The following is a 21,953-nucleotide window of genomic DNA, read 5'->3' on the forward strand; positions in this document are numbered from 1 at the left end:
ACACCACAGGGTCAGATAATCAACGGTGCAGGTGGACGTGAATCAGACCGTCACAACACCCCGGCAAGCCGCCAGGTGGTAGTGAACCAAGCCGTCATCATGGACTCCACTCAAGCTGTCACAGACAAGGGCTTGCTCCACGTCGAAAAACAAGACGTGATCTATCGGATGCACGCCGAGCATGCCGAACGCGAACGAGAGAATCCCGATAGCCGGAATACGCCGCCAAACCGTTGAATGCCGTGCGTGCCGATGCTTACAGGACCAGTATCCGTTTATTGCTGCGTTCCGGTGTCACCAGCGCGGTACGACAGCCGCCAGGCAGATCGTCGACAGCGTCCTGAAGGGGTGAAGCCGGTAATTCCTGCGATGCATGTCGGGGTGCACTCATCACTTCTGCCAGCAGAACCGACTGGAACCAACTGCGGAGACAGACGGGAGCCGAATGCTTGCTGACCCGTTCACCACGGGAACAGCGACGGCACGCTTAAATATTCTGGAGCAAGCTATAGCGTTACCCGGGGTAACTTGCTTGCGCGCCTCCCCGCTCTGCGGGTGGGTGCGGGGCATACTGGTCGTATGGTCCCCGCCGGGTGGCGGGTTCGCTGCGCTGGGCCAGAAAGGATTACCGTGTCGGATTCGTCGCGTGAGGGCCGTCTCTTCGGCCGGCGCCGCCGCGCGAACGTTCCGGTTGAGCAGCGTCGAACGAAACGCTACGAGGTGTCCGTCACCCCGACCGAGGACGCGCATCTGCGAGCCCGCGCCGAGGTCCTTGATGTCACGGTGCCGCGTCTGTTGTTCGAGTCCGCGATGAACGCGCAGGTGCGTACGGACACGGAGTGGAAACTCGTTGGTGCTGAACTGTTTCGGGTGTCGAGGTTGTTGAAGTCGGTGTCGGACAACATGAACCAGCTCGCGAGGTTCGCGAACACGGAAGGGGTGTTCCCGGCTGAGGCGGAGGACGTGTACGCGGAGTATCGGCGGTTGGTTCCGAAGCTTGAGGCGACGCTTGACAGGTTGGCGGGCCAGTGAGAACGAACATCACCCGAGGCTCCCAAATGTCCGGACTCATGTCCTACCTGGTTGGTGGTGGGAAGACGAACGAGCACACCGAACAACACCTCGTAGCCGGGGACCCGTCCATCATGGCCATCCACGGCGGCGGAGCGGTTCTTGACCGTGCGGCCGCGTTAGAGATCGCGAAAAGCCTGGATCGGCCGCGGAAGTTCTTCGGCGTCGAAGTGACGCGTCTCGCCGTGCAGAAAGACGCTGAGGGTGTCGCCCAAAGAGATTCTTCTGGTGCGATCCTGAAGGAGCGTGTGCCGGCTGACGTGTGGCATTGCTCTTTGTCGTTGGCGGCTGAGGAGGGGCAGCTGTCGGATGAGAAGTGGGGACGGATCGCGACGGACTTCGTGGACCGGATGGGGTTCGCGGGCGACGAGTCGGGGAGGGCGGGTTGTCGGTGGGTGGCGGTGCGTCACGGGGTGTCGAAGAACGGTAACGACCACATTCATATCGCCGTCTCCCTCGTCCGCGAAGACGGCACCAAAGCGCTCGTACACCGGGACTTCGACCGGTCACAACAGGTCAGTCTGGAGCTCGAGCGAGAACACGGATTACAGCTGTCGAACCAGCCCAACCGGGAGCTTGGCGAACGCGGCATCACGCCCGGGGCGCGTGAGTCGGCGTCACGCCGGGGTCAGGTCGAGGTTGACGCACACCGCCTCGAGCGCGCCGTCCGCGCAGCCGCTGTCGCGTCGGTGGGTGAGGCGGAGTTCGTCCGCCGGATGAGGCAATCCGGAGTCCTTATCCGCCCCCGGTACGCGGACGGCCGTGACGACGTCATCGCCGGGTACTCCGTAGCTCTTCGCCCCGACAAAGGCGACACCGTTGTGTGGCATGGCGGCGGGAAACTCGCCCGCGACTTGACCCTCCCGGAGCTTCGGAAAGGATGGCCCGACCGCCCAGAAACCGCGACAGACGCCGCCGCAGAATGGCGCACAGCCGGCGCAAACCCGAACCATTACCAGCCCGTGAAACCCGGCCGGGAGACAGCAGCGCCGACTCCGGAGATGTGGCAGCAATACGCCCGGGATCTCGCCCGGTTGCAAGAGCAGATGCGGGGTGTGCCTGCTGGGGATCGAGATGCGTGGGCGCGCGTCGCGAAAGAAGCATCCGGGGCGTTCGCGGCCTGGTCCCAGCGCATGGAAACAACCCCAGGCCCATTAGCGGAAGCATCACGCTCCCTGGCACGGTCTGCGCACCTTCGCGCGTACGAAACGAAACCGCGGCCGGTGTCGTGGCCGTCCGCTGCGGGCGGCGCCGCAGTACTCCTGCACGCCACACAGGCAGGCAAACCCGCCCAGGAAGTCCTTCTGGTGCTGCGGGAGCTGGAGAAGCTCAGCCGCGCCCTCAGAGACATGCATCAGGCCGCCGGTGACGCCCGCCGGGCCCGCGACATAACCGCCACCATCCACGAGCGACTCCGCACCGTCACGCAGCAATCACCCGCTGCCGGGACCATTACGGTCACCGCTCCCCCGGCGGTGCAACTGACAGCGAAACAGCAGGCGTTCGTTGATGCGTGGCGGCAGGAACGCACGAAGCAGCTCATCCAGATGAACTACCACGCCGACGGTTGCCGTGAGACGCTGCAACGCGCAGCCCGCCGTGACGAACGAAACGCTGAGTGGGTTGCCTCTGGACGCCCCTCCCCCGCTGACGCGGCCCGTCACACGGATGCCCTCCGCGCCGAAGCAGCAGCCGCCAAAGCAGTGTGGAAACCCCTTGATCAAGCGCACACGAACAACCTGGCACGGCTGGAGCAATCCGCGACGGCGAAAGCGCAAGCGGACGCTGCAGCGATCATCGCTGCAGAAGAACGTGTCTCTACCGCTGGGGTGTTTGCCAAACGCAGTGCCCGGGCCGATCTTGCCGCCATACGCGCCGAACGACAAGCCGCCCACCCGACCCCCCTACCGGAAGGCAGGCACCAGCTCGAGCAGTGGGTCTACGCCGACACCCAACACATCGTTCAAGCCGCCCGCAACAACGAACCTACAGAACTACAGCGTGCACGCCTTGCTAAGGAACAAGCCGCAGCAGAAGCGGCCGCTGCGGCGAAAGCCGAGTCGGGCATTCGGACTAGCTGGACGCAAACGGTAGAACAAATGAGCGTCAGCGACCACGAGACCATGCGACGGATTCATCACAACCAACGAACCTACGGACGGCTCCCACCGATCGAGTCTGCCCGACAGGAACTCCCCCACCTCGAGCAACGCATCCACAACGCCACCGCGGCAATGGCACGATTCGACACGCTCCAACCCGAACAACAACTCACCGCCGCGGTCAAAGCGACCAAAGCGGAACAAGAACGCGCCCAAGCAAACGCTCGCGCCGCCCACGAATACACCGAACAAAACCGCGACCGGCACTGGACACCGCCCACCCAGTCCAACCAGGAACGCGACCGCGGCTACGAACGATGACAACCCATCCCTCGGGGTGCTTGAGGGCGGCATGAGTGGGCCGCGCATGTAAGGCCGGGTGCTGCCCGCCACGTCGTGAATGGCTGAATGAACGCGCCCCTGCCCGTTTTGACGATGCAGACTGCAGGGCTGTTTTGCTCGGACTCGCCACCGGATATGCAACACCAAGAGGACGAACTCAAATATCGTAGTTCGTAGTTCGTAGTTCGTAGTTCGTAGTTCGTAGTTCGTAGTTCGTAGTTCGCCCGGGTGGCGTAGTTCGGAGTTACTAACTCCGAACTAGTAATTCGGAGTTAGTAACTCCGAAGTTGGAGATGTATGGCGCACGTAACGGTAATCGCGAACAACAAAGGTGGAGTGGCGAAGTCCAGCCTCACAGTTCAGCTCGCGGCAGGATTAGCGCGACGTGGAAAGAAAGTGCTGGTGGTCGACATGGACCCGCAAGCAAATTCCACTCGCCGTCTGGGCATCGAAATAGACCCTGCCAACGCCATCGTGAGTATGTCCGAGGTAATTCGAGCCGACCAGGACGGTGCGGGGCAGAGCGCGGTTCTTGCTTGCGGTTGGATTGATGCCGAGGGCAAGCCAACTGCTGAATCAGAGTTGATCGACGTGCTCCCGGCGAGGTATGACCTCATTAACCGCGAGTCGGAAGCAGCAGTTATTGGCGCAGCTCGACGGCTCCGCAGAGCACTCACCGGCTGGTCGGAGGCATACGACACCATCCTCATAGATACGCGCCCAGATCTTGGACACCTCGTGCAGATGGCATTCACGGCCGCCGACTCCGTGATAATCCCTACCGACCCGAACTATGACTCGATTGAGGCCGCGATCAGGGTGCGTGACTTTGTATTCCGGCATGCCGTCGACCTCCTCAATCCGAACCTGCGTGTGGCTGGCGTCGTAGTCACACGGCGCAAACCAACCAGTGAGCAAGATTTTCAGCTGAGGGGTATCGAGGAGGAGTTCGGAGAGCTGGTGTGGGATCTGAAGGGACCAATTCACTGGCCCGATGGGGGAGTGACCGTAAACCCTTCATATCTTCCGGAATGGTCTCGTTTCGCGGAAGCGGACGCAGCAGCAGCTTCACTTACCGCGTGGTCGGATCGGAACTCTCGCAAGACCGTTGGTCTTTACGACGCCCTAGCTACCAAGTACATTGCTGAGCTACTCCCAGAGGAGACAACCGTATGAGCCAGCCTGCGCGCCGACGTCCGGGCAGCGAAAGCCCAATTAAATTGATTCCTCAGGTCGAACAGGTGCAGACCCCAACTGCGATACCTGAGGTCGCTCCCTCACTTCCACCCGTTCCCGTTACGCCGGCAGTCGAGGGCAGCAAGCAGCGGAGCGAACCAAAATGGCTATCCTTCGAACGGAAGGAGACGAGGCAACGTCAAGATCAGATTGCCTGGGTAGAAGCAAAACGCAAAACGCTTAATCTTCGGCGCAGCGGTTCGGGGGAGAGGTTGACCGACAACACACTCATCCGTGTTGCCCTGGACCTCCTTCGCTCTCACGAAGCTGAACTACAAGGAAGCACTGAAGCCGAATTACGAGCTTCTCTAGGGCTAGAGCCGCTAACGTAAACCGGCCTCGCCCAAGGCGCGCCCGGTCGAGCGACCTTCGAAGCCCCGATAGTTGGGATCGAGGCGGGCAGTCATCCGAGCGAGCAGCGGGATCAGCTGGTCAGGCCGATAGGCCCTGACTGCTTGGGTGAAGGCTGAGACTTCAGCGCGGGAAAAAAAGACCTCATCAGCTGCCTCGGATTGCCCCACAGCGGCCAACTACAACGAGTCGTTGACGACGTCCGGGTGGTACTTGGCAATTCGCTCCGCCAGCTCGCGTGCCATGTTAGAGATCCTCTGGTGCTCATCGACATCGTCCGGAGCCTCATACTCTGGCTGATGAGCATACGCCTCAGACAAGGCCAGCGCTGCCAGATATGCGTCTGCTGGGCTCCCCTCGCGGAGCGCAGCTTCATCGATCGGGTAGCGCAGGTCCGTTCGGCGCAGACGAATGTCCTCGAGCGCGAGCGTGGTGCCCGTGATGAATATTTGATCGGAAAGACTCATCTGCCGGACCCAAGGGGCCAGGCGGTGGTTACGTCCCTGTGAGTGGTGTGGTTTCCCGCTCTTGAGCGTTGCTTCGTCAACGTAAAGAGCCACCGTGGGATGGTCAGTGAGTACCGACTAAAGCAACTCACAAAGGACACCACACGATGGCTCTAGACCAGTCTGCCCTGCTCGACCTGCTGGGAGAACTCAAACTCACCGATGTCACCGACCGTATCCGCGTCGCGACCGAAACTCTCTACCAAGAACTCATCGATGCGGAAGCGGCCGCGTTCATCGGCGCCGCCCCGTTCGAGCGCTCCCACGACCGCACCACCCACCGCAACGGCACCCGACCGAGGACCTTGTCAACGACGGCCGGCGACCTTGGTCTGAAGATCCCCAAGCTGCGCGCCGGCTCGTTTTTCCCGGCGCTCCTTGAGCGGCGACGCCGGGTCGATCAGGCGTTGTTCGCGGTCGTGATGGAGGCCTACGTGCACGGCGTCTCGACCCGGAAAGTCGACGACCTGGTCAAAGCGCTCGGCGCGGATACCGGGATCTCCAAGTCGGAAGTGTCCCGGATCTGCGCAGGCCTGGACGCTGAAGTCGCCGAGTTCCGCGACCGCACCCTCGCCGCCCAAGACTTCCCCTACGTCTTCCTCGACGCCACCTACTGCAAAGCCCGGGTCGGGCACCGGATCGTGTCCCAAGCCATCGTCGTGGCGGTTGGAGTGGCCGCTGACGGCCGCCGGGAAGTGCTCGGCTTCGACGTCGGTGACAGCGAAAACGAAGGCTTCTGGACCAGCTTTCTGCGGTCGCTGAAGACCCGGGGCCTGGACGGGGTCAAGCTGGTCATGTCTGACGCCCACACTGGGCTGAAAAAGGCCATCAAGACCGTGTTCCAGGGCGCCGGGTGGCAGCGGTGCCGGGTGCATTTCATGCGCAACGTCCTCGCCGTGATCCCGAAGGGATCCCAGGACATGGTCGCGTCGATCATCCGCACGATCTTCGCCCAACCCGATCGCGAGCACATCGAGAAGCAGTTCCTCGAGGTGACCACGATGCTCGGCCGCTCGCACCCGAAGGTCGCCGCGATGCTCGTCGACGCGCTACCCGACCTGCTCGCCTTCGCCGCGTTCCCCAGGCGGCACTGGCGCCAGATCTGGTCCACGAACCCGCTCGAACGGGTGAACAAGGAGATCAAACGCCGCACTGACGTCGTCGGCGTGTTCCCCAACGCTGCCGCCCTCCTGCGCCTGGCCGGGTCGGTTCTGATCGAGCAGCACGACGAGTGGGAGGCCGGCGAACGCCGCTACTTCTCCGAGGCATCAATGCTCGAGCTGGCCACCACGAACAACCCCATCGACGTCATCGACGAGGCGGTGATCCTCCCTGAACTCGCCGCCGCCTAAGCTATAGAACCACTGACCCGCACGGTGTTGAGAAACTCCACCACTCAGCGGGACGTGACCATCTTGCGCTGCTGCGGGGGCTTGAAAAGGGCAGCCCCTTGGGAGCCAATCAGGCCGACAGCAGACGCGAGTGCCAACTACGCATCGTATCCGAGACGGCTCAAGGTCTTCAGGTGATCGTGGTCGACTCCGACATTGATCCCGCGTAGTCTGATTGCAGGGCGGTTTTCACCTCCCGGACTCTTCCGAAGCTTGCTTGGGTTCTCGCATCCATCAACGGTTCGTTGAAGGTCTGCAATGGTTCCCGTCCTAATCGAAGATGTCGGCTCTTCGACCGACTCGCTGTGTTTGCCGTTTGTGCGCCAGTTGGGTGTCTCAGGCGCCTCGATCTCGGTGTCAAGCAACCTCGCGAGGCAGGCAACGGTGTGTGCCAGCGATTCCCATGCCGCGCGGATCGACGCGTTGCAGTTCGAGCTCGGCGAGGGGCCGCGGTGGGATGTTGTCGCCTCCCGCGCGGCGATTATTTGCCCTGACTTAGCGGTGACGGAGCGCAGCCGTTGGCCGATCTTTCTGCCTGCGGTGAGCGAGTTGGGTGTCGGCGCGCTTTTCTGTTTTCCGATGCTCATGGGCGCCGCGCTTGTCGGGGTAGTGGATCTGTATTGCACTACTCCACGAGAGGTAGATCAGGATTTTCTGTCACGTGCCTCGGTGCTGGCGGGCCGCGCTGCCAGTGGAGCTGTTCAGAAGGCTCTCCTTTCAGCGGAGAGTCCTGATTCCCACGAATCCGTTCTGGCACCGGCTTTGCGCCGCGAAGTCCATCAGGCAACCGGCCTGATTCTTTCCCAATTGGACATCAGCGCCACCGAGGCGTTTTCGCGCCTGCAGGGTTATGCATTCGCGACTGGGAAATCAATCGATGAGGTCGCTCACCGAGTAGTCGAACGCACCCTTCGTTTCGACGACATTCCTGAAAACCTCTAGCTAGGAGCATGACATGGACGGTACTTCACGCGAAGCGCGGATCAGCGCGGCCTTTATCTCGGTTGCGGACACCCTGACCACCGAGTACGACATGGTCGACCTGCTACACACTCTCGTTTCCGAATGCGTCGGAATATTGGGCATGGAGGCGGGCGGGCTGATGCTCGTGGATGGGAACGGTGACCTCCAGCTGATGACGTCCACCAGCGAGGCGGCCGACCTGGTGGAGGTTATGCAGCTCGCGGCCGCCGCAGGACCATGCATTGACTGCTTCCGAACCGGTGTCGCCGTCTCCGTTCGTGAAATCTCCGAATCCCAGCAGTGGCCAAAATTTCGAACGGCCGCAATGGAGCAGGGGTTTCACTCGGTGCTAGCGACCCCGATGAAGCTGCGCGGAAAGATCCTCGGCACCATGAACCTGTTCGGGATCACCGCCGGCGAGGTAACCCCTCGCGACGCGGCCGTCGCCCAAGCTCTCGCGGATGTCGCCACCATCGGCATCCTGCAGGAGCGGGTCATACAGGAGGGCCACCTCATGGAAGGCCAACTTCATCGTGCCCTGGATAGCCGCATCCTCATCGAGCAAGCGAAAGGCGTCATCGCAAACGAGCTTTCGTTAAGCATGGATGATGCATTCAATCTGCTCCGCAAGTACGCGAGAGACCGCAACTTGACGATCAGGTCAGTGTCCGAGCAGGTCAGCACCAGAGCGATCAGCGTCCGACAGGTTGCTGCAATATCGCACTAATGGCTCCATAGCTGAATGCGGCTAGCGCGATCACACCCAACGGTGCTAGCGTCCACCCTGTTGCTCCAATCCTTGGCAGCGGATACATCTCCGCTTTCGACCAAGGAACAACATGACCGTTATCGGTTCAGCTCCCGCCATATTCGTTGTCGACAGCCATGGGCTCGTCCAGCCGCCTCCTAACGGTTCCGATCCCGACACGGATCTCGATGCGAACGCCAGCGAAGAATCGCTCGCGTTCCATGAGTGACGTCGCCGTCGCCGTCGAGCCCACCCAATCCCCGACCCTCGGCCCCCGCGATTTGGTCCCGGTCCCGGACTGTTCGGATCCCTCCAATGTCGACTTTGGCGGCACCACGTCCTGGTCGATAGCCATGCCCGCCGTCGTCGCGGTGCCGTGACCGAGTTCGCGACCGTGCCACGAACTGGAAGCTTCCGCGGGGGAACAATGAAGATCATCGTCTACTCCCCGCACAACATCGCTCGCACCGAAGAGGTGATCGGCAGCATAGAGGTCACAGCAACAACCGCGTTGAAAGACTTCGGCACCCATCTGACGCGTCTACAAGTCAACCTGAGCGACGGCAGCACTGGCCAAAACACCGGCGGCAATATCCGTTGCCGGCTCGCAGCTCATCTGGAAGGGCGCAACTCCGAATTCGCCTTGGACACCGCCTCGACGATCGACGAAGCCCTCAGCGGTGCCCTTCACAAGCTTCATTGCCGGCTCGAGAGTACCCTCGGTCCGCTTTGAGCACCATACGGGCGGCAGTTTTATGGGCGGTGTTGAGCCCCGCTGAGTTCGGGCTGGGCGCGTCGGGTACAAAGTCCCTAGTCAGCTACTTCGCGCGAACGTAATATCAGGCTAGTTGCTCCAAACCTCGGCAGCGGTTCTCAACCGACCTGCACAGGAGCTCCTCATGACTGCAATCTTGCTCACCTTTTCGGCCGACTCGACCGGCGTGATCACCGCCGTCGGTTGGGACGACCCCAGCAATATCTGCCCTGCTGGAACTGTCTCGCAGCCCATCGAAAGTGAGTGGGCGCCAGAGGTGACGGCAGCATGAACCGGGTAGAGAACAAGGTCGCGCTGATCACCGGTGGTGCTCGTGGGATGGGTTCATCCCACGCCCGACTGCTGATCGAAGAAGGCGCAAAGGTCGTCATCGGAGATGTGCTCGATACCGAAGGGCAGTTGCTCGCGGACGAGCTGGGCAAGGCGGCGCACTACGTGCACCTCGACGTGACCAACCCCGACCAGTGGGCAGCCGCCCTTGCTGCGACCATCGACACGTTCGGCCGAATCGACATTTTGGTGAACAACGCCGGAATCGCGAACGGTGCACCGATCGCCGACTTCCCGCTCGAACTGTGGCAGAAGACGTTGAACATCAACCTCACAGGCACCTTCCTCGGCATGAAGACGGTCGCTCCCGTGCTCGCTCGCCAGGGGAGCGGATCCATCATCAACGTCTCCTCAGTAGAGGGACTCAGGGGAAGTATCGGACTTCACGCCTACGTCGCATCCAAGTTCGCAGTTCGCGGCATCACCAAGTCGGTAGCGCTTGAGCTGGGACACGTAGGCGTGCGCGTGAACTCCATTCACCCCGGCTTGATCACCACCCCGATGACCGTAGGCATCAGTTCTGATCATCTTCAGATTCCCCTCGGCCGTGCGGCTGATCCGATCGAAGTTTCCCGGCTAGTGCTGTTTCTCGCCAGCGATGAATCCAGCTACTCCACCGGTGCAGAGTTCGTGATCGACGGCGGTCTCACTGCCGGCGTTCCAAGCAATCCCACCCCCACAAAAGAAAGCTGAAACCATGTCTATTGCCACACCGCTGCGGAGCGACCACGACGTTCAAACCGCTGTCGAAGACGAACTCGATTGGAGCCCGGAACTCGATGCCGCCAGCATCGGCGTCTCCTCCGACGACGGAGCAATCACGCTCTCGGGCGAGGTCTCGACCTACCTGCAACGAACCGCCGCCACGAAGGCCGCCCTTCGAGTACGCGGCGTGCGCACGGTGGTCGACAACATCACGGTGCATTCCACGATCAGCAACACGCCAACGGAAAATGACATCGCTAAGTCAATTGAGCGCGCACTCGAATGGACCGCCGGGATTCCGACCACGGTCAAGGCCGAAGTCAATGGTCACGTCGTCAGGCTCACGGGTGAGGTCGAATGGAACTTCGAAAGGGAGGACGCGCGCCGAGCCATCCAGCGCATTAAAGGAGTCGACTACGTCGAAAACCTGATCACCCTTCGTGCGCGCCCCAAGGATGCTTCAGCCGCGAAACACATCACGGCAGCACTCGAGCGCAACGCGTCACTCTTCGGCACCGACATCACCGTGCACGTGACCGACACCACCGCGAAGCTGACCGGCTCCGTGCACACCTGGGCGCAGCGCCGCACGGCCGAGCACATCGCGTGGTCGTCGCCCTACGTCACCCATATCGAGAACCAGATCATCGTCAGCTGGTTCTAGCCGCCGAGCTGTGAGATTGGCGCAGAGAAACGCGCCAGCCTCTCGGCGACGTGGGGCGGCCCGCTATCGAAGATGTGAGTCAAGCCGGGAACGAAGTTTCGATCCTCGCCATCGTTATGCCCGCCGTCGACTCGCCACCGTGACCGAATTCGCGACCGTGCCACGCTCCGGAGTTCGACGAGTCCCCTTCGGCTTCGATCTCGTCGGCGATGAACCGGTATCCGAACCCGGGCTCGTCGCCATGGATATCGAGGGCGGCGTTGGTCAGGTGGGCGTTGTCCCAGTCCCTCTGCGAGACCGGGTTGGCTCGCCAAGCGAAAAACGACTGCTTAGAGAAGCCCAGCACCCGGCAGGTCACCGCGACAGGAATCTTCCGGTCGGCGGCCAACTCGTGGACCAGCGGGAACCCCATTTTGGGAGCGACGCCTGAGACAGATACGCGGCCGCCCGGCGCAGGACCTCGTTCTCCTGCTCCAGCAGCCGAATCCGTTTCTTCGCCTCTCGCAGCTCGGCCGCATCAGCGGCGGTCACGCCCGGCCGGTTGCCGTCCTTGATATCGGCCAGTTCTAACCAGCGTTGCAAACACGACTCGGAGATCCCGAAGTCCTTGGCCACTCGAGCGATCGGGGCATCGCCCTTCCGGGCGACAGCGACAACATCGCGGCGGAACTCCAGAGGGAAAGCTTTTGGCACGGTGAATATCCTTCCGTGAGAACCGAAATCCTCACAAGTCAGGAGTCAGGCAAACCGACAGCAGTCCCTTACGAGTGCCGCGCGATCGTGGGCGGAAACGTCTCCCACATCATCAACCACCTCGATCTGCAACCACCCACTTTCACCAAGGCAGAGCTAGCGACCCTGAACAAAGTCAGACGCGCACTTCTGGCGGTGTGACCGGTGTCGAAGATTCTGGTCATCAACGTCGGGTCGTCGTCATGCAAGGTGACCATCGTCGGTGCGAAAGGGCCGGAGGAAATCGATACGGGGGATGAGTCGCCCATGACGTGGGACGCGGCCCGCTGGCGCGAACTCGCCCGACACCAGGGTCCGGCGTTTGAGCCCGACTGCGTGTTGCACCGATTCGTGCACGGCGGCGGAGTCTTTCACGGCCCCACCGTGATCACCGGGTCAACGAGGGCTCAACTCGAGACGGTCGCGCCATTGGCGCCGCTTCATACACGCAACGCACTGGCCGTGATTGATGTTCTCGCACAGGTATTCGCGGGGGCGATCGCGATCGCCTGCTTCGATACGACTTTCCACGGCTTCGCCCACGACTACGCCGACGCACGAGGACGGGAGTTGGTCGGAGACCGGAAGGTCCGCCGCGTACTGAGCTGCCACCTGGGCTCCGGATCGTCGCTGGCCGCCATCGTTGACGGATTGAGCGTCGATACCACGATGGGGTTCACGCCGGTCGACGGTTTGGTGATGGCGACCCGCCCAGGCTCCCTCGACCCGGGCGCCATTGTCTGGTTGCTGAGTACCACGTCGATCGACGTTGCGACGATGTCTTCTGCGCTCGAACGTTCGTCCGGACTGACCGGTATCGCCGGACATGACGATATGAGGATCATCATGCGCGACGCGGAGGCAGGCGACGTACGATCCACCTTGGCCTACGACGTGTGGCTACACCGGCTAGTCGGCAAGATGGGCGAAATGATCGCGACGATGGGCGGGGTTGACCTCATCGTTTTTGGTGGTGGCATTGGCGAACGGGCCGGACGCGCTAGGGCGGACGCAGTGGGATCGCTCGCGTTCCTCGGGCTCGAACTCGACGAAACGGCCAACCGCGCGGGTGGCTCGGATCGTCTCGTCAGCAACTCGCGCTCGGCAGTTGCGGTCGCGGTGATCACAGCTCGGGAAGACCTGGTGATGATCCGGCGCGCGAGCGCGACCGGGCTCATGGTCGGCGTCACCGATCCAAACGCCCACTGAATCTTCGTCTGAGGTGACGCGGGTCGGAGCGATCTTGCTTATATAGACCGGAGCGATCACCGAAGTTGCACCGACCGCCAGCCCGGCGATCAACTGCCCACGCGATCGACTCCCAGTCTGCGAACGCAAGTGCGGAACCGATCGAGGACGACGTATCTCGCATGGGGAGCTACCGAAGAGCGTTGAGCTCCCCTCGCGATCGTCGCGAACGCTCAGAGGGTTCACGTGATGCGCGCTCCCTCCAGGTTCAGGCGAACGATGGTCTGGGAGCGACGCGGGGGTGTGAACCTTTTCCGGATCCCGGCCACAATTTTTTTGCCACGACCGTTGAAACAGTCATCGTGATGGTTTTGCAACTCCGAGCTTGCGAGCCAGACCGCAACACCAATATTGATCAGTCCCCAGACACCAGCGGCACCGGTGGTGAGCCCGAGCACACCCTCGAGCGCGAACAGGGCGACCACACTCCACGATGCGATACGGCGCAAACTGAACGCCAGAAAACGTTGGTGGGAGCCAGGCACGGCAGCCCGTCCCTGCGCACCAAAAACAATCTCCGCGAAAAGCGCGGCGGAACCAGAAAACTATCTGAGGGCGGGCGGCAGGTCAGAAGATGTGCACATTCGCGGACAAACCACCATCTATCGGGGCGACATCATCATTCGCCGTCCACAGCGCAGCAGTCGAAGTTCGTGGTGAAAAGGCTCGCGCAAGGCGGGCGCAATACCTGAATGATTAAGGGGCTGATGCCGAAAGGGCTCATTCGCGGGATGGCCGGCAGCAATCCAAAGGGAAGGGCCGAAGGTCCTTTCTGGCAATAGTCACAGGCGTACGAAATTCTGTGGCGTGAAGCGTAGAGTCATGCCTGCTGCTCCAGTCCTCGGCGGCGAATTTATTCGCTCCGAACAGAGGATTGTCATGGCTGCAACAGCCACTCCGTCGCCCTCGGCACTTCGTGTCGGTGTTCTCACCGAAACTGAAGAAGGCGAGCACCGGGTCGCCCTTGATCCTGGAGCGGTCGCCAAGCTCGTCAAGGCTGGCCGTACCGTGCACATCGAGTCCGGTGCTGGCGAAGCCGCGAGTTTCACCGATGAGGCGTACACAACTGCCGGAGCTACCATCCAGACCCGCGCAAGCATTCTCAAACACTCCCAGGTCATTGCGGTTGTCCGTACACCTGACGACAAGCTCGTCGCAGCCCTCACGAAGGATCAGGCCGTGGTTGGCCTGCTCAATCCTCTCAACCGACCCGACATGATCCGCGAGCTCACCAAACGTGGGGTTACCACCATCGCATTCGAGTTCGTCCCGCGCACGCTCAGCCGGGCGCAGTCGATGGATGCGCTGAGCTCCCAGTCGAGCGCGGCTGGCTACCGTGCTGCGATCGTGGCCGCGTATGTTTTCGGTCGGTACCTGCCGATGATGATTACGGCATCTGGAACGGCGACCCCAGCCAAGGTCATTGTGATCGGCGCGGGCGTCGCCGGTCTCCAGGCGATCGCCACTGCCAGGCGTTTAGGTGCGGTCGTCACTGGCTATGACATCCGCGACGCTTCGCGCCAAGAGGTCGAATCGCTGGGGGCAAAGTTCCTGACCAGCTCGGTCGCCAAAGGCTCAGCCGCTGGCGGCTACGCACGTGTCATGACCGATAACGAGAAAGCCACCCAGCAGAAAGAACTTGACGACGCACTCGCCGACTTCGATGTCATCATCACGACCGCGAAAGTACCAGGTCATGCCCCGCCGGAACTCGTCTCCGCCGCCACATTGAAGACCCTCCGAGCGGGCTCGGTCTGCATTGATCTCGGCTCCAGTTCGCTCGGCGGCAACGTCGCTGGCTCCGCGGAAGGTAAGACCACGGTCACGAAGGGCGGCGTCACGCTCGTCGGAGGTGGCGAGCTCGCGGCCGATCTGCCCGCCTCAGCTTCGCAAATGTATGCACGCAACGTGGTTGCCGTTCTCGATTCGCTCGCCCCGGAAGGCGAGATCGTGATCGACCCGACAGATGAGGTTCACCAGGGCATCGTCGTCGGTCACGACGGCGAAGTCACTAACGCGGCGATGCGCAAGGTGCTGAAGCTCGACGCGTTACCCGATGCGACAAAGGTCAGCGCCCCCACAGCTGATGCTCCTAAAGCCGACGCCCCAGCATCCAACGCACCCACGTCATCCGTTCCCGACGACACCACGAAGAAGGCCGCCTGATGGAAGCCCTGTACAGCAACCTTGCAATCTTCGTCCTCAGCCTGCTCGTCGGCGTCGAGGTGATCGGCAAGATCCCCTCGACACTGCACACTCCGATGATGTCGGGGTCGAACGCGATCCACGGCGTCGTCATCGCCGGTGCCGTCGCGACCGCCTCGGTCGCGAACAGCCCGCTCGGATATGTGCTCACTTTCATCGCCGCAGCTCTCGCGGCCGCCAACGTGTTCGGCGGGTACGTCGTCACCGACCGGATGCTCCAGATGTTCACCCGGCACGCCCCCGCTCCCGCGGTGACCGCACCGGCAGCGCCTGTCGCCGCTAACTCCAAGGACCCCTCATGACCCTCTTCGCCTTCGTCATCGGCGTGATCTACCTCGCCGCCGCGACACTTTTCGTTGTGGGGCTGCATCTCATGCGCCTGCCCTCGACCGCTCGCCGCGGCAACCTCATCTCGGCGGGCGGGATGGTCATCGCCGTCGCGGCGACAATCGTGTTCTCGCTGATCAACTCCGGCGGAAGCTGGATCGGCTGGCTCGCACTCGTGCTCGGTGCAGCGGGTGGCGCGGCATTCGGGATCATCCGCGCCCGCACGGTCAAGATGACCGACATCCCACAGCTAGTCAGCATCTTCAACGCGGTGGGTGGCGGAGCGGCGGCGGCGGTCGCCTTCGCCGACTTCGTGCTGCATACGAGCGGTGCGCGATTGGATCTCACGTCGTCCATTCCGATCGTGCTCGACGTCGTCATCGGTTCGGTCACGTTCTCGGGTTCGCTGATCGCCGCGGGCAAGCTGCAGGGCATCATTTCGGGCAGTCCGATCACCTTCCCCGGCGCGCGGATCGTCAACGTCGTGGCCATCGGAGTTGCCCTCGCGGCGGGGGTCTTCGCGATCGTCATCGGGGACAACATTCTGTTCCTCGTGGTCGTGCTGGTTGCGTCGCTCCTGTTCGGCGTGCTCATGGTGCTGCCGATCGGCGGGGCTGACGCTCCGGTGATCGTGTCGTTGTTGAACGCATTCACCGGCCTCGCCGTCGCAATGGCCGGGTTCGCGATCAACAACCAGGCGCTGATCATCGCCGGTGCCCTCGTGGGGGCGGCGGGCACCATCCTGACCCTGCAGATGGCGAAGGCCATGAACCGCTCGGTGCTGGCCATCGTGCTCGGCGGTTTCGGCACCGGCGACTCGACGTCGTCCGCGCCGGCGGATGCTCAGGATCTCGCCGATGTGCACGAACTCACCGCCGACGATGTTGCCGTGCAGCTGGCATACGCCCAGCACGTGATGATCGTCCCCGGCTACGGGCTCGCGGCCGCCCAGGCGCAGCACGAGGTCGCCGAGCTGGCCAAGTTGCTGATGGCGCACGGGATCGACGTGAAGTACGCCATCCATCCGGTGGCCGGCCGCATGCCGGGTCAGATGAACGTGCTGCTCGCGGAGGCGAACGTGCCCTACGAGCAGATGCTGCAGTTGGATGCCGCCAACGTGGCTTTCGACAACTGCGACGTCGCCCTGGTGGTCGGCGCCAACGACGTCTACAACCCGGATGCCCGGAAGCCGGGCAATCCGGTCTCGGGCATGCCGATTCTCGACGTCGACCATGCCAAGTCGGTCGTCATCCTGAAGCGCTCGATGCGGCCTGGCTACTCCGGGATCAGTAACCCGCTGTTCACCGACCCGAAGACCGGCATGTTCTTCGCGGATGCCAAGAAAGGCCTCGCCGATATCACGGCGGCGGTCAAAGAGTACGTCCCCGCCTGATCCCACCATCTCTCTCCACGAAAGGCACACCATGAAGGCAGCAGTCGTCACCACATTCGGATCCCCACTCGAGATCCAGGAGCGGGACATCCCCGAACCAGCAGCAGGCCAGGTGCTCATCCGGATGGAGACCTGCGGTCTCTGCCACACTGACATTCACGCCGCGCACGGCGACTGGCCGGTCAAGCCGACCCTGCCGCTGATTCCTGGCCACGAGGGCGTAGGAATCATCGAGAAGCTCGGTGCCGACGTCACCGATCGGACCGTCGGCGAACGGGTCGCGATCGCCTGGCTCGGCTCCGCCTGCGGAGAATGCCGCTACTGCATCGACGGCCGCGAGACCCTGTGTGAGAAGCAGCAAGACAGCGGCTACTCGATGGACGGCGCATTTGCGGAGTACGCGGTCGCCAGTGCGAAGTACGTTGTTCCCGTGCCCGACGGCATCAGCTCGTTTGACGCCTCCCCGCTCAGTTGCGCGGGACTCACCACCTACAAGGCCCTTAAAGTTGCCCACATCACGCCGACCGAACTCGTCGGCGTGTTCGGGATCGGCGGGCTCGGCCACCTCGGCGTGCAGTACGCGAGCATCATGGGCGCCCTCGTTGTTGGAATTGACATCGAGCAGGAGAAGCTCGACCTCGCGACCGAACTCGGCGCCAGTCACGTCGTGAACGCGGCGACCTCGGATCCGGTGCTCGAAATCCAGAAGCTCGGCGGTCTCGATGTGGCGCTCGTTCTCGCACCGTCGGCGAAGGTATTCGCCCAAGCCTTCGCCTCACTGCGACGCGGTGGACGACTGGTCTGCGTCGCCATGCCGGCGACCGGGGCAATGGAGATCCCGATTTTCGACACCGTCATCAAAGGCATCTCGATCATCGGCTCGATCGTCGGAACCCGTCAGGACTTGACGGAGGTGTTCGCCCTCCACGCGGCCGGTAAGACCCGAGTAGTCGCCCAGACGCGCGAGCTCGATGACGTCAACGCCGCCATGGCGGAGGTCCTCTCGGGTGACGTTCCGGCACGGCTCGTCTTCGAGTTTGCGCACGCGGCCCTCCCGGTGGCGTGATGAATCCTTTGAGCGCCGCATTGCCGGAGGCAGAGTGGTCGCCGCAGGGACCCGTCTTGGAGCTTCCCGATGACCAGAGCTGGGAGCGTTTACGTGAACGGAGTCTCGGGCACCTGGGTGTCAGCGTCGACGGGCAACCGGAAATCTATCCGGTGAACTACGTGTGCGACCGACAGACCGTGTTGTTCCGGACGGCAGCTGGCGAGAAATTGCGCGACCTGATGATCAACCGCCGAGTCGCTTTCGAAGTGGATGCCGAAGTCGAGAACGGGACCTGGAGCGTGGTGGTCAGCGGACGTGCGTCTGTGCTTCCCGAGGAACCGCCCCTGAGCGTTGAGTTGCGCGACAGCATGCCTCCGTGGATCCCCACCCAGGAGGCAATCTGGGTGTGCATTGTGGCCGAGCATATCCGCGGCCGTCAGTTCGAGCATCACCTCCCGATTGGAAGGATCTAGTGCCCATGACGTGCCCGCAAGGTTCCAGCGTTTTTCCGACGCGAAAAGCCTGGTTCATGACTGAAGCCGATCCCGAAGACATATCAGAAACGCAGCCCACCGACATGCCCTGGAGGGCTAAGAAGCCCTCCGCTGCTGACGCAGGGCCGCAAGAATGACGCCGCCAATCATCGCCGAAGGTGAGTCCTTAGCAGCAACGAACGCAGTCACTGTGCGGTCTGACAACAATTCCACCGATAAGAAAGGCACTACGAAATGACCTATCAAACCATCAACCCGTACACGAACGAGGTCGTCGCAACGTTCCCCGACGCTACTAAAGAAGAGGTCGAGGCTGCCATCACGGCCGCGCATGAGGCGTTCCTTTCGTGGCGCGAGACCGCCTTCTCAACACGGACGGCGTTCCTCGCCAAAGCAGCAGAGTTGTTGCGCGCGGACAAGCGACGCTACGCCGAACTTCTCACTCTCGAGATGGGAAAGTTAATCGCCGAAGCCGAAGCGGAAGTCGATCTCTCAGCCGACATCCTGCAGTACTACGCAGACCAGGGCGGAAGCCTGTTAGAGACAGTGACGGTGCCTGTCGCCTATGCGGCGGAAGGTGAAGTGGAAATAGTCAGCGAACCGCTCGGAGTGCTCCTTTCCGTAGAGCCCTGGAACTTCCCCTACTACCAGGTGGTGCGCGTAGCGGCACCCCAGCTACTTGCCGGCAACACCATTCTGCTTAAGCACGCGAGCAACGTGCCGCAGGCCGCGGCGATGTTCGACGATCTGTTCGCACGAGCCGGTCTGCCGGCCGGTGTATTCCAGAACCTGTACCTGCCGCACGAGCTGACAGAGTATGTGATCAACGACCCGCGCGTGCGCGGTGTCGCTCTCACCGGTAGCGAAGAGGCGGGCTCGATTATCGCCTCATACGCCGCAAAAGCGGTGAAGAAAAGCACCCTCGAACTGGGCGGAGCCGACGCGTTTGTTGTTCTCAAAGACGCCGACATGGACAAAACAGTCGACTGGGCAGTCTTTGGCCGCTACTGGAACGCCGGGCAGGTCTGCGTCTCGGCAAAACGCATCATTGTGGTCGATGAAGTCTTCGATGAGTTCCTCGCAAAGTTCCGCACCGGGGTTGCCGCGTTGAAAACAGGAGATCCGATGGATCCTAAGACAACTCTCGCACCAATGTCGTCCCAGGGAGCTGCCGACAAACTTGCTGGCCAGGTCGCAGAGGCCGTCGCCGGTGGCGCGAAAGCAGAAACCCTTGGTGACCCGGTGCCGTCGGTCGGCGCGTTCTCTCAGCCCACAATCCTCACAGGAATGGACCCCAAAAATCCGTCCTATTACGAGGAATTCTTCGGACCGGTCGCGATCGTGATCAGGGTCAAGGACGAAGCCGAGGCGATCGCCGTGGCAAACGATTCACCATTCGGCCTCGGCGGGTCAGTGTTCACCAAGGACACCAAAAACGGTGAGAAGGTGGCGAGGAAGATCGATACAGGAATGGTGTACGTCAACCATCCGACAATGGTGAAGGCCGACATCCCCTTCGGAGGGGTCAAACATTCTGGGTACGGTCACGAGTTGACCAACCTCGGCATCCAGGAGTTCATCAATAAGAAAGTCATCGACATCGTCGACATCAACGCAGCCTTCTAACCTCCACCTCGGCCGGCCAGCTCATCACCTTGGGGCTGGCCTGCCAGTGATCGGTTCGAGAACTCGCGCCTGCACAGTATTCGGCTACGGAATCGAAGGAATCTTGTGGAGAAGATGAACGCGTGGGCGACAGGCGATGCGCCCGGGCAGATCAGTTTGGTTCGTAAAGCCATACCTATACCCGGCCCCGATGAGGTCAACATTCGGGTAGTAGCGTGCGGGGTGTGCAGGACAGATCTTCACGTGATCGACGAGGAGCTGAAGCCCCACTTGGCCCACGTAACTCCCGGGCATCAGATTGTTGGCACAGTGACAACCCTCGGCGAACGTGTACGGCACCTGCGAGTCGGTGACACAGTAGGGATCGCCTGGCTGCGGCGCACCTGTGGGGTGTGCCTGTGGTGCAGGAGCGGACGCGAAAACCTCTGCCCAAACTCTCAGTACACGGGCTGGGATGCCGACGGAGGTTTCGCCGAGTACGCGACCGTGCCCGAAGCGTTCGCCTATCTTCTGCCGGAAACGACCAACGCGGCGGAAGTAGCACCCTTGCTGTGCGCAGGAATCATCGGATACCGAGCGCTGTCCCGTGCCGCTCTGCCCGTCGGCGGCACCCTCGGAATCTACGGATACGGATCAAGCGGCCATATCACCGCCCAAATTGCCCAAGCAGCCGGGGCGACCATCTATGCCATGACTCGAGGGACCTCCAACCAAGATTTGGCACGCAGTATCGGTGCAGCCTTTGTCGGCGATGCAAGCGCAGTACCGCCGGTGAAGCTGGATTCAGCGATCATCTTCGCACCCGCTGGCAGGCTTGTGCCGGTCGCGCTTGCCGCAACCCAGCGAGGGGGGACCGTTGTTCTGGCCGGAATCCACATGTCTGACATACCTGCGATGAACTACAGCGACAACCTCTTCAACGAACGCGACCTGCGCACGGTCACTGCAAATACCCGGGCCGACGGAACGTCCTTCCTCCAACTCGCGCAAAACCTCTCTCTCACCCCGACGGTCGCCACCTACCCGTTCGAGAGCGTAGACACCGCCCTTTCCGATCTGCGGGCCGGCCGAGCATCCGGATCCCTCGTCATCACCATGTGATGCCCCGCCCGAACGTCTCCTCCATCTCTCAATCACTCAACCCCACGCTCGAGTGCGCCCGCACGGCAATACGAGGCAAAGCAAGGAAAAACCTGCTTCTTGCCGAATCGCCGTAACTTCATCGCTGAGTTCCGTGCTGACGCTGAGCCCACAGGGTTTTGGCCTCGCTTCCGTCCGGAAGAGGGACCGCCAGCGGACGAATCCCCTCCCTCTCAGGGATCCAGCTCGCGACTGTTCCGGGGATCATCGTTTAGCCTGCCCGACATTAAGCCCGACTACCGGGCGTCTTACGGACGAGATCGGGGCGTTCCTTCGCTATCCCGGCGTCTCGTATCCCTAGGGTTGCGAGGCGTCTCGTTGGGTTGGAAGTCGTACCTCTTATATAGGGACACTTGTGGAGTTCGGCGCTGGTTGGCGGTGTTTTGTGGTCGCTGATTGTCGTTAGTTGCCGATGACGAGGACGCTGGCGGCGGCCTCGATGACGTCGTCGGTGATGGTTTCTAGTTCGTTGATTCGGAGGACGCGTTGGATTTGGGGGAAGAGGCGTTCCAGGAGGCGGAAGTTGCCTCGGGTGATGCGTTGGATGGCGGCGATG

Annotated in this window: 21 protein-coding genes and 2 pseudogenes; 18 read left to right on the plus strand and 5 right to left on the minus strand. The window is 62.0% G+C overall.

Annotation, left to right across the window (positions count from 1 at the left end; genetic code table 11):
- The 4 genes from B7R21_RS20510 to B7R21_RS18170 all read left to right on the plus strand — a co-directional run.
- The coding region (locus B7R21_RS20510) for a hypothetical protein (protein ID WP_216364303.1) at window positions 1–237 on the plus strand (237 nt) is incomplete at its 5' end.
- Between the two features lie 393 nt (window positions 238–630).
- Window positions 631–1,032, plus strand: a complete 402-nt coding sequence (locus tag B7R21_RS18160) for a plasmid mobilization protein (protein ID WP_116284671.1) — start codon at window positions 631–633, stop codon at window positions 1,030–1,032.
- Window positions 1,033–1,070: 38 nt separating this feature from the next.
- Window positions 1,071–3,494, plus strand: coding sequence for a relaxase/mobilization nuclease domain-containing protein (locus B7R21_RS18165; RefSeq protein ID WP_172592266.1), 2,424 nt, complete (start codon window positions 1,071–1,073; stop codon window positions 3,492–3,494).
- 318 nt (window positions 3,495–3,812) lie between these two features.
- A complete protein-coding gene (locus tag B7R21_RS18170) occupies window positions 3,813–4,691 on the plus strand; it encodes a ParA family protein (RefSeq protein WP_116284673.1) in 879 nt (292 codons plus the stop codon).
- 590 nt (window positions 4,692–5,281) lie between these two features.
- On the opposite strand, the gene B7R21_RS18180 is transcribed toward B7R21_RS18170, so the two are convergent.
- Window positions 5,282–5,569, minus strand: coding sequence for a hypothetical protein (locus B7R21_RS18180; protein WP_116284674.1), 288 nt, complete (start codon window positions 5,567–5,569; stop codon window positions 5,282–5,284).
- Between the two features lie 146 nt (window positions 5,570–5,715).
- Between B7R21_RS18180 and B7R21_RS18185 the strand changes: the two genes are divergently transcribed.
- The 3 genes from B7R21_RS18185 (at window position 5,716) to B7R21_RS18195 (ending at window position 8,689) form a co-directional block, all read left to right on the plus strand.
- The gene (locus B7R21_RS18185) at window positions 5,716–6,960 is read left to right on the plus strand and encodes an IS256 family transposase (protein WP_116284675.1); all 1,245 of its coding nucleotides are present in this window, start codon (window positions 5,716–5,718) and stop codon (window positions 6,958–6,960) included.
- Window positions 6,961–7,257: 297 nt separating this feature from the next.
- Window positions 7,258–7,941: a GAF and ANTAR domain-containing protein gene (locus tag B7R21_RS18190; protein WP_116284676.1), complete on the plus strand. Its 684-nt coding sequence runs from the start codon at window positions 7,258–7,260 to the stop codon at window positions 7,939–7,941.
- Window positions 7,942–7,954: 13 nt separating this feature from the next.
- Window positions 7,955–8,689: a GAF and ANTAR domain-containing protein gene (locus tag B7R21_RS18195; RefSeq protein ID WP_116284677.1), complete on the plus strand. Its 735-nt coding sequence runs from the start codon at window positions 7,955–7,957 to the stop codon at window positions 8,687–8,689.
- A gap of 127 nt (window positions 8,690–8,816) precedes the next feature.
- Here the strand turns inward: B7R21_RS18195 and B7R21_RS18200 are convergent, their stop codons facing one another.
- On the minus strand, window positions 8,817–9,065 hold the full coding sequence (locus tag B7R21_RS18200; protein WP_116284678.1) for a hypothetical protein: 249 nt from the start codon (window positions 9,063–9,065) through the stop codon (window positions 8,817–8,819).
- Window positions 9,066–9,137: 72 nt separating this feature from the next.
- Between B7R21_RS18200 and B7R21_RS18205 the strand changes: the two genes are divergently transcribed.
- The 3 genes from B7R21_RS18205 (at window position 9,138) to B7R21_RS18215 (ending at window position 11,184) form a co-directional block, all read left to right on the plus strand.
- Window positions 9,138–9,443, plus strand: coding sequence for a hypothetical protein (locus B7R21_RS18205; RefSeq protein ID WP_116284679.1), 306 nt, complete (start codon window positions 9,138–9,140; stop codon window positions 9,441–9,443).
- 309 nt (window positions 9,444–9,752) lie between these two features.
- Complete coding sequence (locus B7R21_RS18210; protein WP_116284680.1) at window positions 9,753–10,508, plus strand: glucose 1-dehydrogenase; 756 nt, start codon at window positions 9,753–9,755, stop codon at window positions 10,506–10,508.
- Between the two features lie 4 nt (window positions 10,509–10,512).
- Entirely contained in the window at window positions 10,513–11,184 is a 672-nt protein-coding gene (locus B7R21_RS18215; protein WP_116284681.1) for a BON domain-containing protein, read from the plus strand.
- A 184-nt stretch (window positions 11,185–11,368) separates the two neighbouring features.
- Here the strand turns inward: B7R21_RS18215 and B7R21_RS20515 are convergent.
- Window positions 11,369–11,877, minus strand: a pseudogene (locus B7R21_RS20515) (transposase); the annotation flags it as partial.
- Window positions 11,878–12,081: 204 nt separating this feature from the next.
- Between B7R21_RS20515 and B7R21_RS18230 the strand changes: the two are divergent.
- A complete protein-coding gene (locus tag B7R21_RS18230) occupies window positions 12,082–13,125 on the plus strand; it encodes an acetate/propionate family kinase (protein ID WP_116284683.1) in 1,044 nt (347 codons plus the stop codon).
- A 221-nt stretch (window positions 13,126–13,346) separates the two neighbouring features.
- Here the strand turns inward: B7R21_RS18230 and B7R21_RS18235 are convergent, their stop codons facing one another.
- Window positions 13,347–13,649 (minus strand): hypothetical protein, encoded by a 303-nt coding sequence (locus B7R21_RS18235; RefSeq protein ID WP_147305962.1) that lies wholly within the window; start codon window positions 13,647–13,649, stop codon window positions 13,347–13,349.
- A gap of 337 nt (window positions 13,650–13,986) precedes the next feature.
- On the opposite strand from B7R21_RS18235, the gene B7R21_RS18240 reads away from it, so the two are divergent.
- The 7 genes from B7R21_RS18240 (at window position 13,987) to B7R21_RS18270 (ending at window position 21,358) form a co-directional block, all read left to right on the plus strand.
- Window positions 13,987–15,330 carry an NAD(P) transhydrogenase subunit alpha gene (locus tag B7R21_RS18240; protein WP_216364305.1) on the plus strand — a complete coding sequence of 448 codons (1,344 nt, stop codon included), beginning with the start codon at window positions 13,987–13,989 and terminating at the stop codon, window positions 15,328–15,330.
- Complete coding sequence (locus B7R21_RS18245) at window positions 15,330–15,671, plus strand: NAD(P) transhydrogenase subunit alpha (protein WP_216364306.1); 342 nt, start codon at window positions 15,330–15,332, stop codon at window positions 15,669–15,671. The genes B7R21_RS18240 and B7R21_RS18245 overlap by 1 nt, the downstream gene beginning before the upstream one ends.
- A complete protein-coding gene (locus B7R21_RS18250) occupies window positions 15,668–17,089 on the plus strand; it encodes an NAD(P)(+) transhydrogenase (Re/Si-specific) subunit beta (protein WP_116284687.1) in 1,422 nt (473 codons plus the stop codon). Before B7R21_RS18245 ends, B7R21_RS18250 begins: the two co-directional genes overlap by 4 nt.
- Before the next feature lie 31 nt (window positions 17,090–17,120).
- A complete protein-coding gene (adhP, locus tag B7R21_RS18255; RefSeq protein ID WP_116284688.1) occupies window positions 17,121–18,155 on the plus strand; it encodes an alcohol dehydrogenase AdhP in 1,035 nt (344 codons plus the stop codon).
- Between the two features lie 56 nt (window positions 18,156–18,211).
- Window positions 18,212–18,610, plus strand: a complete 399-nt coding sequence (locus tag B7R21_RS18260; RefSeq protein ID WP_172592267.1) for a pyridoxamine 5'-phosphate oxidase family protein — start codon at window positions 18,212–18,214, stop codon at window positions 18,608–18,610.
- A 255-nt stretch (window positions 18,611–18,865) separates the two neighbouring features.
- Window positions 18,866–20,257, plus strand: coding sequence for an NAD-dependent succinate-semialdehyde dehydrogenase (locus B7R21_RS18265; RefSeq protein WP_116284690.1), 1,392 nt, complete (start codon window positions 18,866–18,868; stop codon window positions 20,255–20,257).
- Between the two features lie 114 nt (window positions 20,258–20,371).
- Window positions 20,372–21,358, plus strand: coding sequence for a zinc-dependent alcohol dehydrogenase family protein (locus B7R21_RS18270; RefSeq protein WP_116284692.1), 987 nt, complete (start codon window positions 20,372–20,374; stop codon window positions 21,356–21,358).
- A 441-nt stretch (window positions 21,359–21,799) separates the two neighbouring features.
- Here B7R21_RS18270 and B7R21_RS20795 read toward each other — a convergent pair.
- A pseudogene (locus B7R21_RS20795) lies at window positions 21,800–21,953 on the minus strand (AAA family ATPase); the annotation flags it as partial.

The organism is Subtercola boreus (assembly GCF_003399625.1).
GTDB classification, from domain to species: domain Bacteria; phylum Actinomycetota; class Actinomycetes; order Actinomycetales; family Microbacteriaceae; genus Subtercola; species Subtercola boreus_C.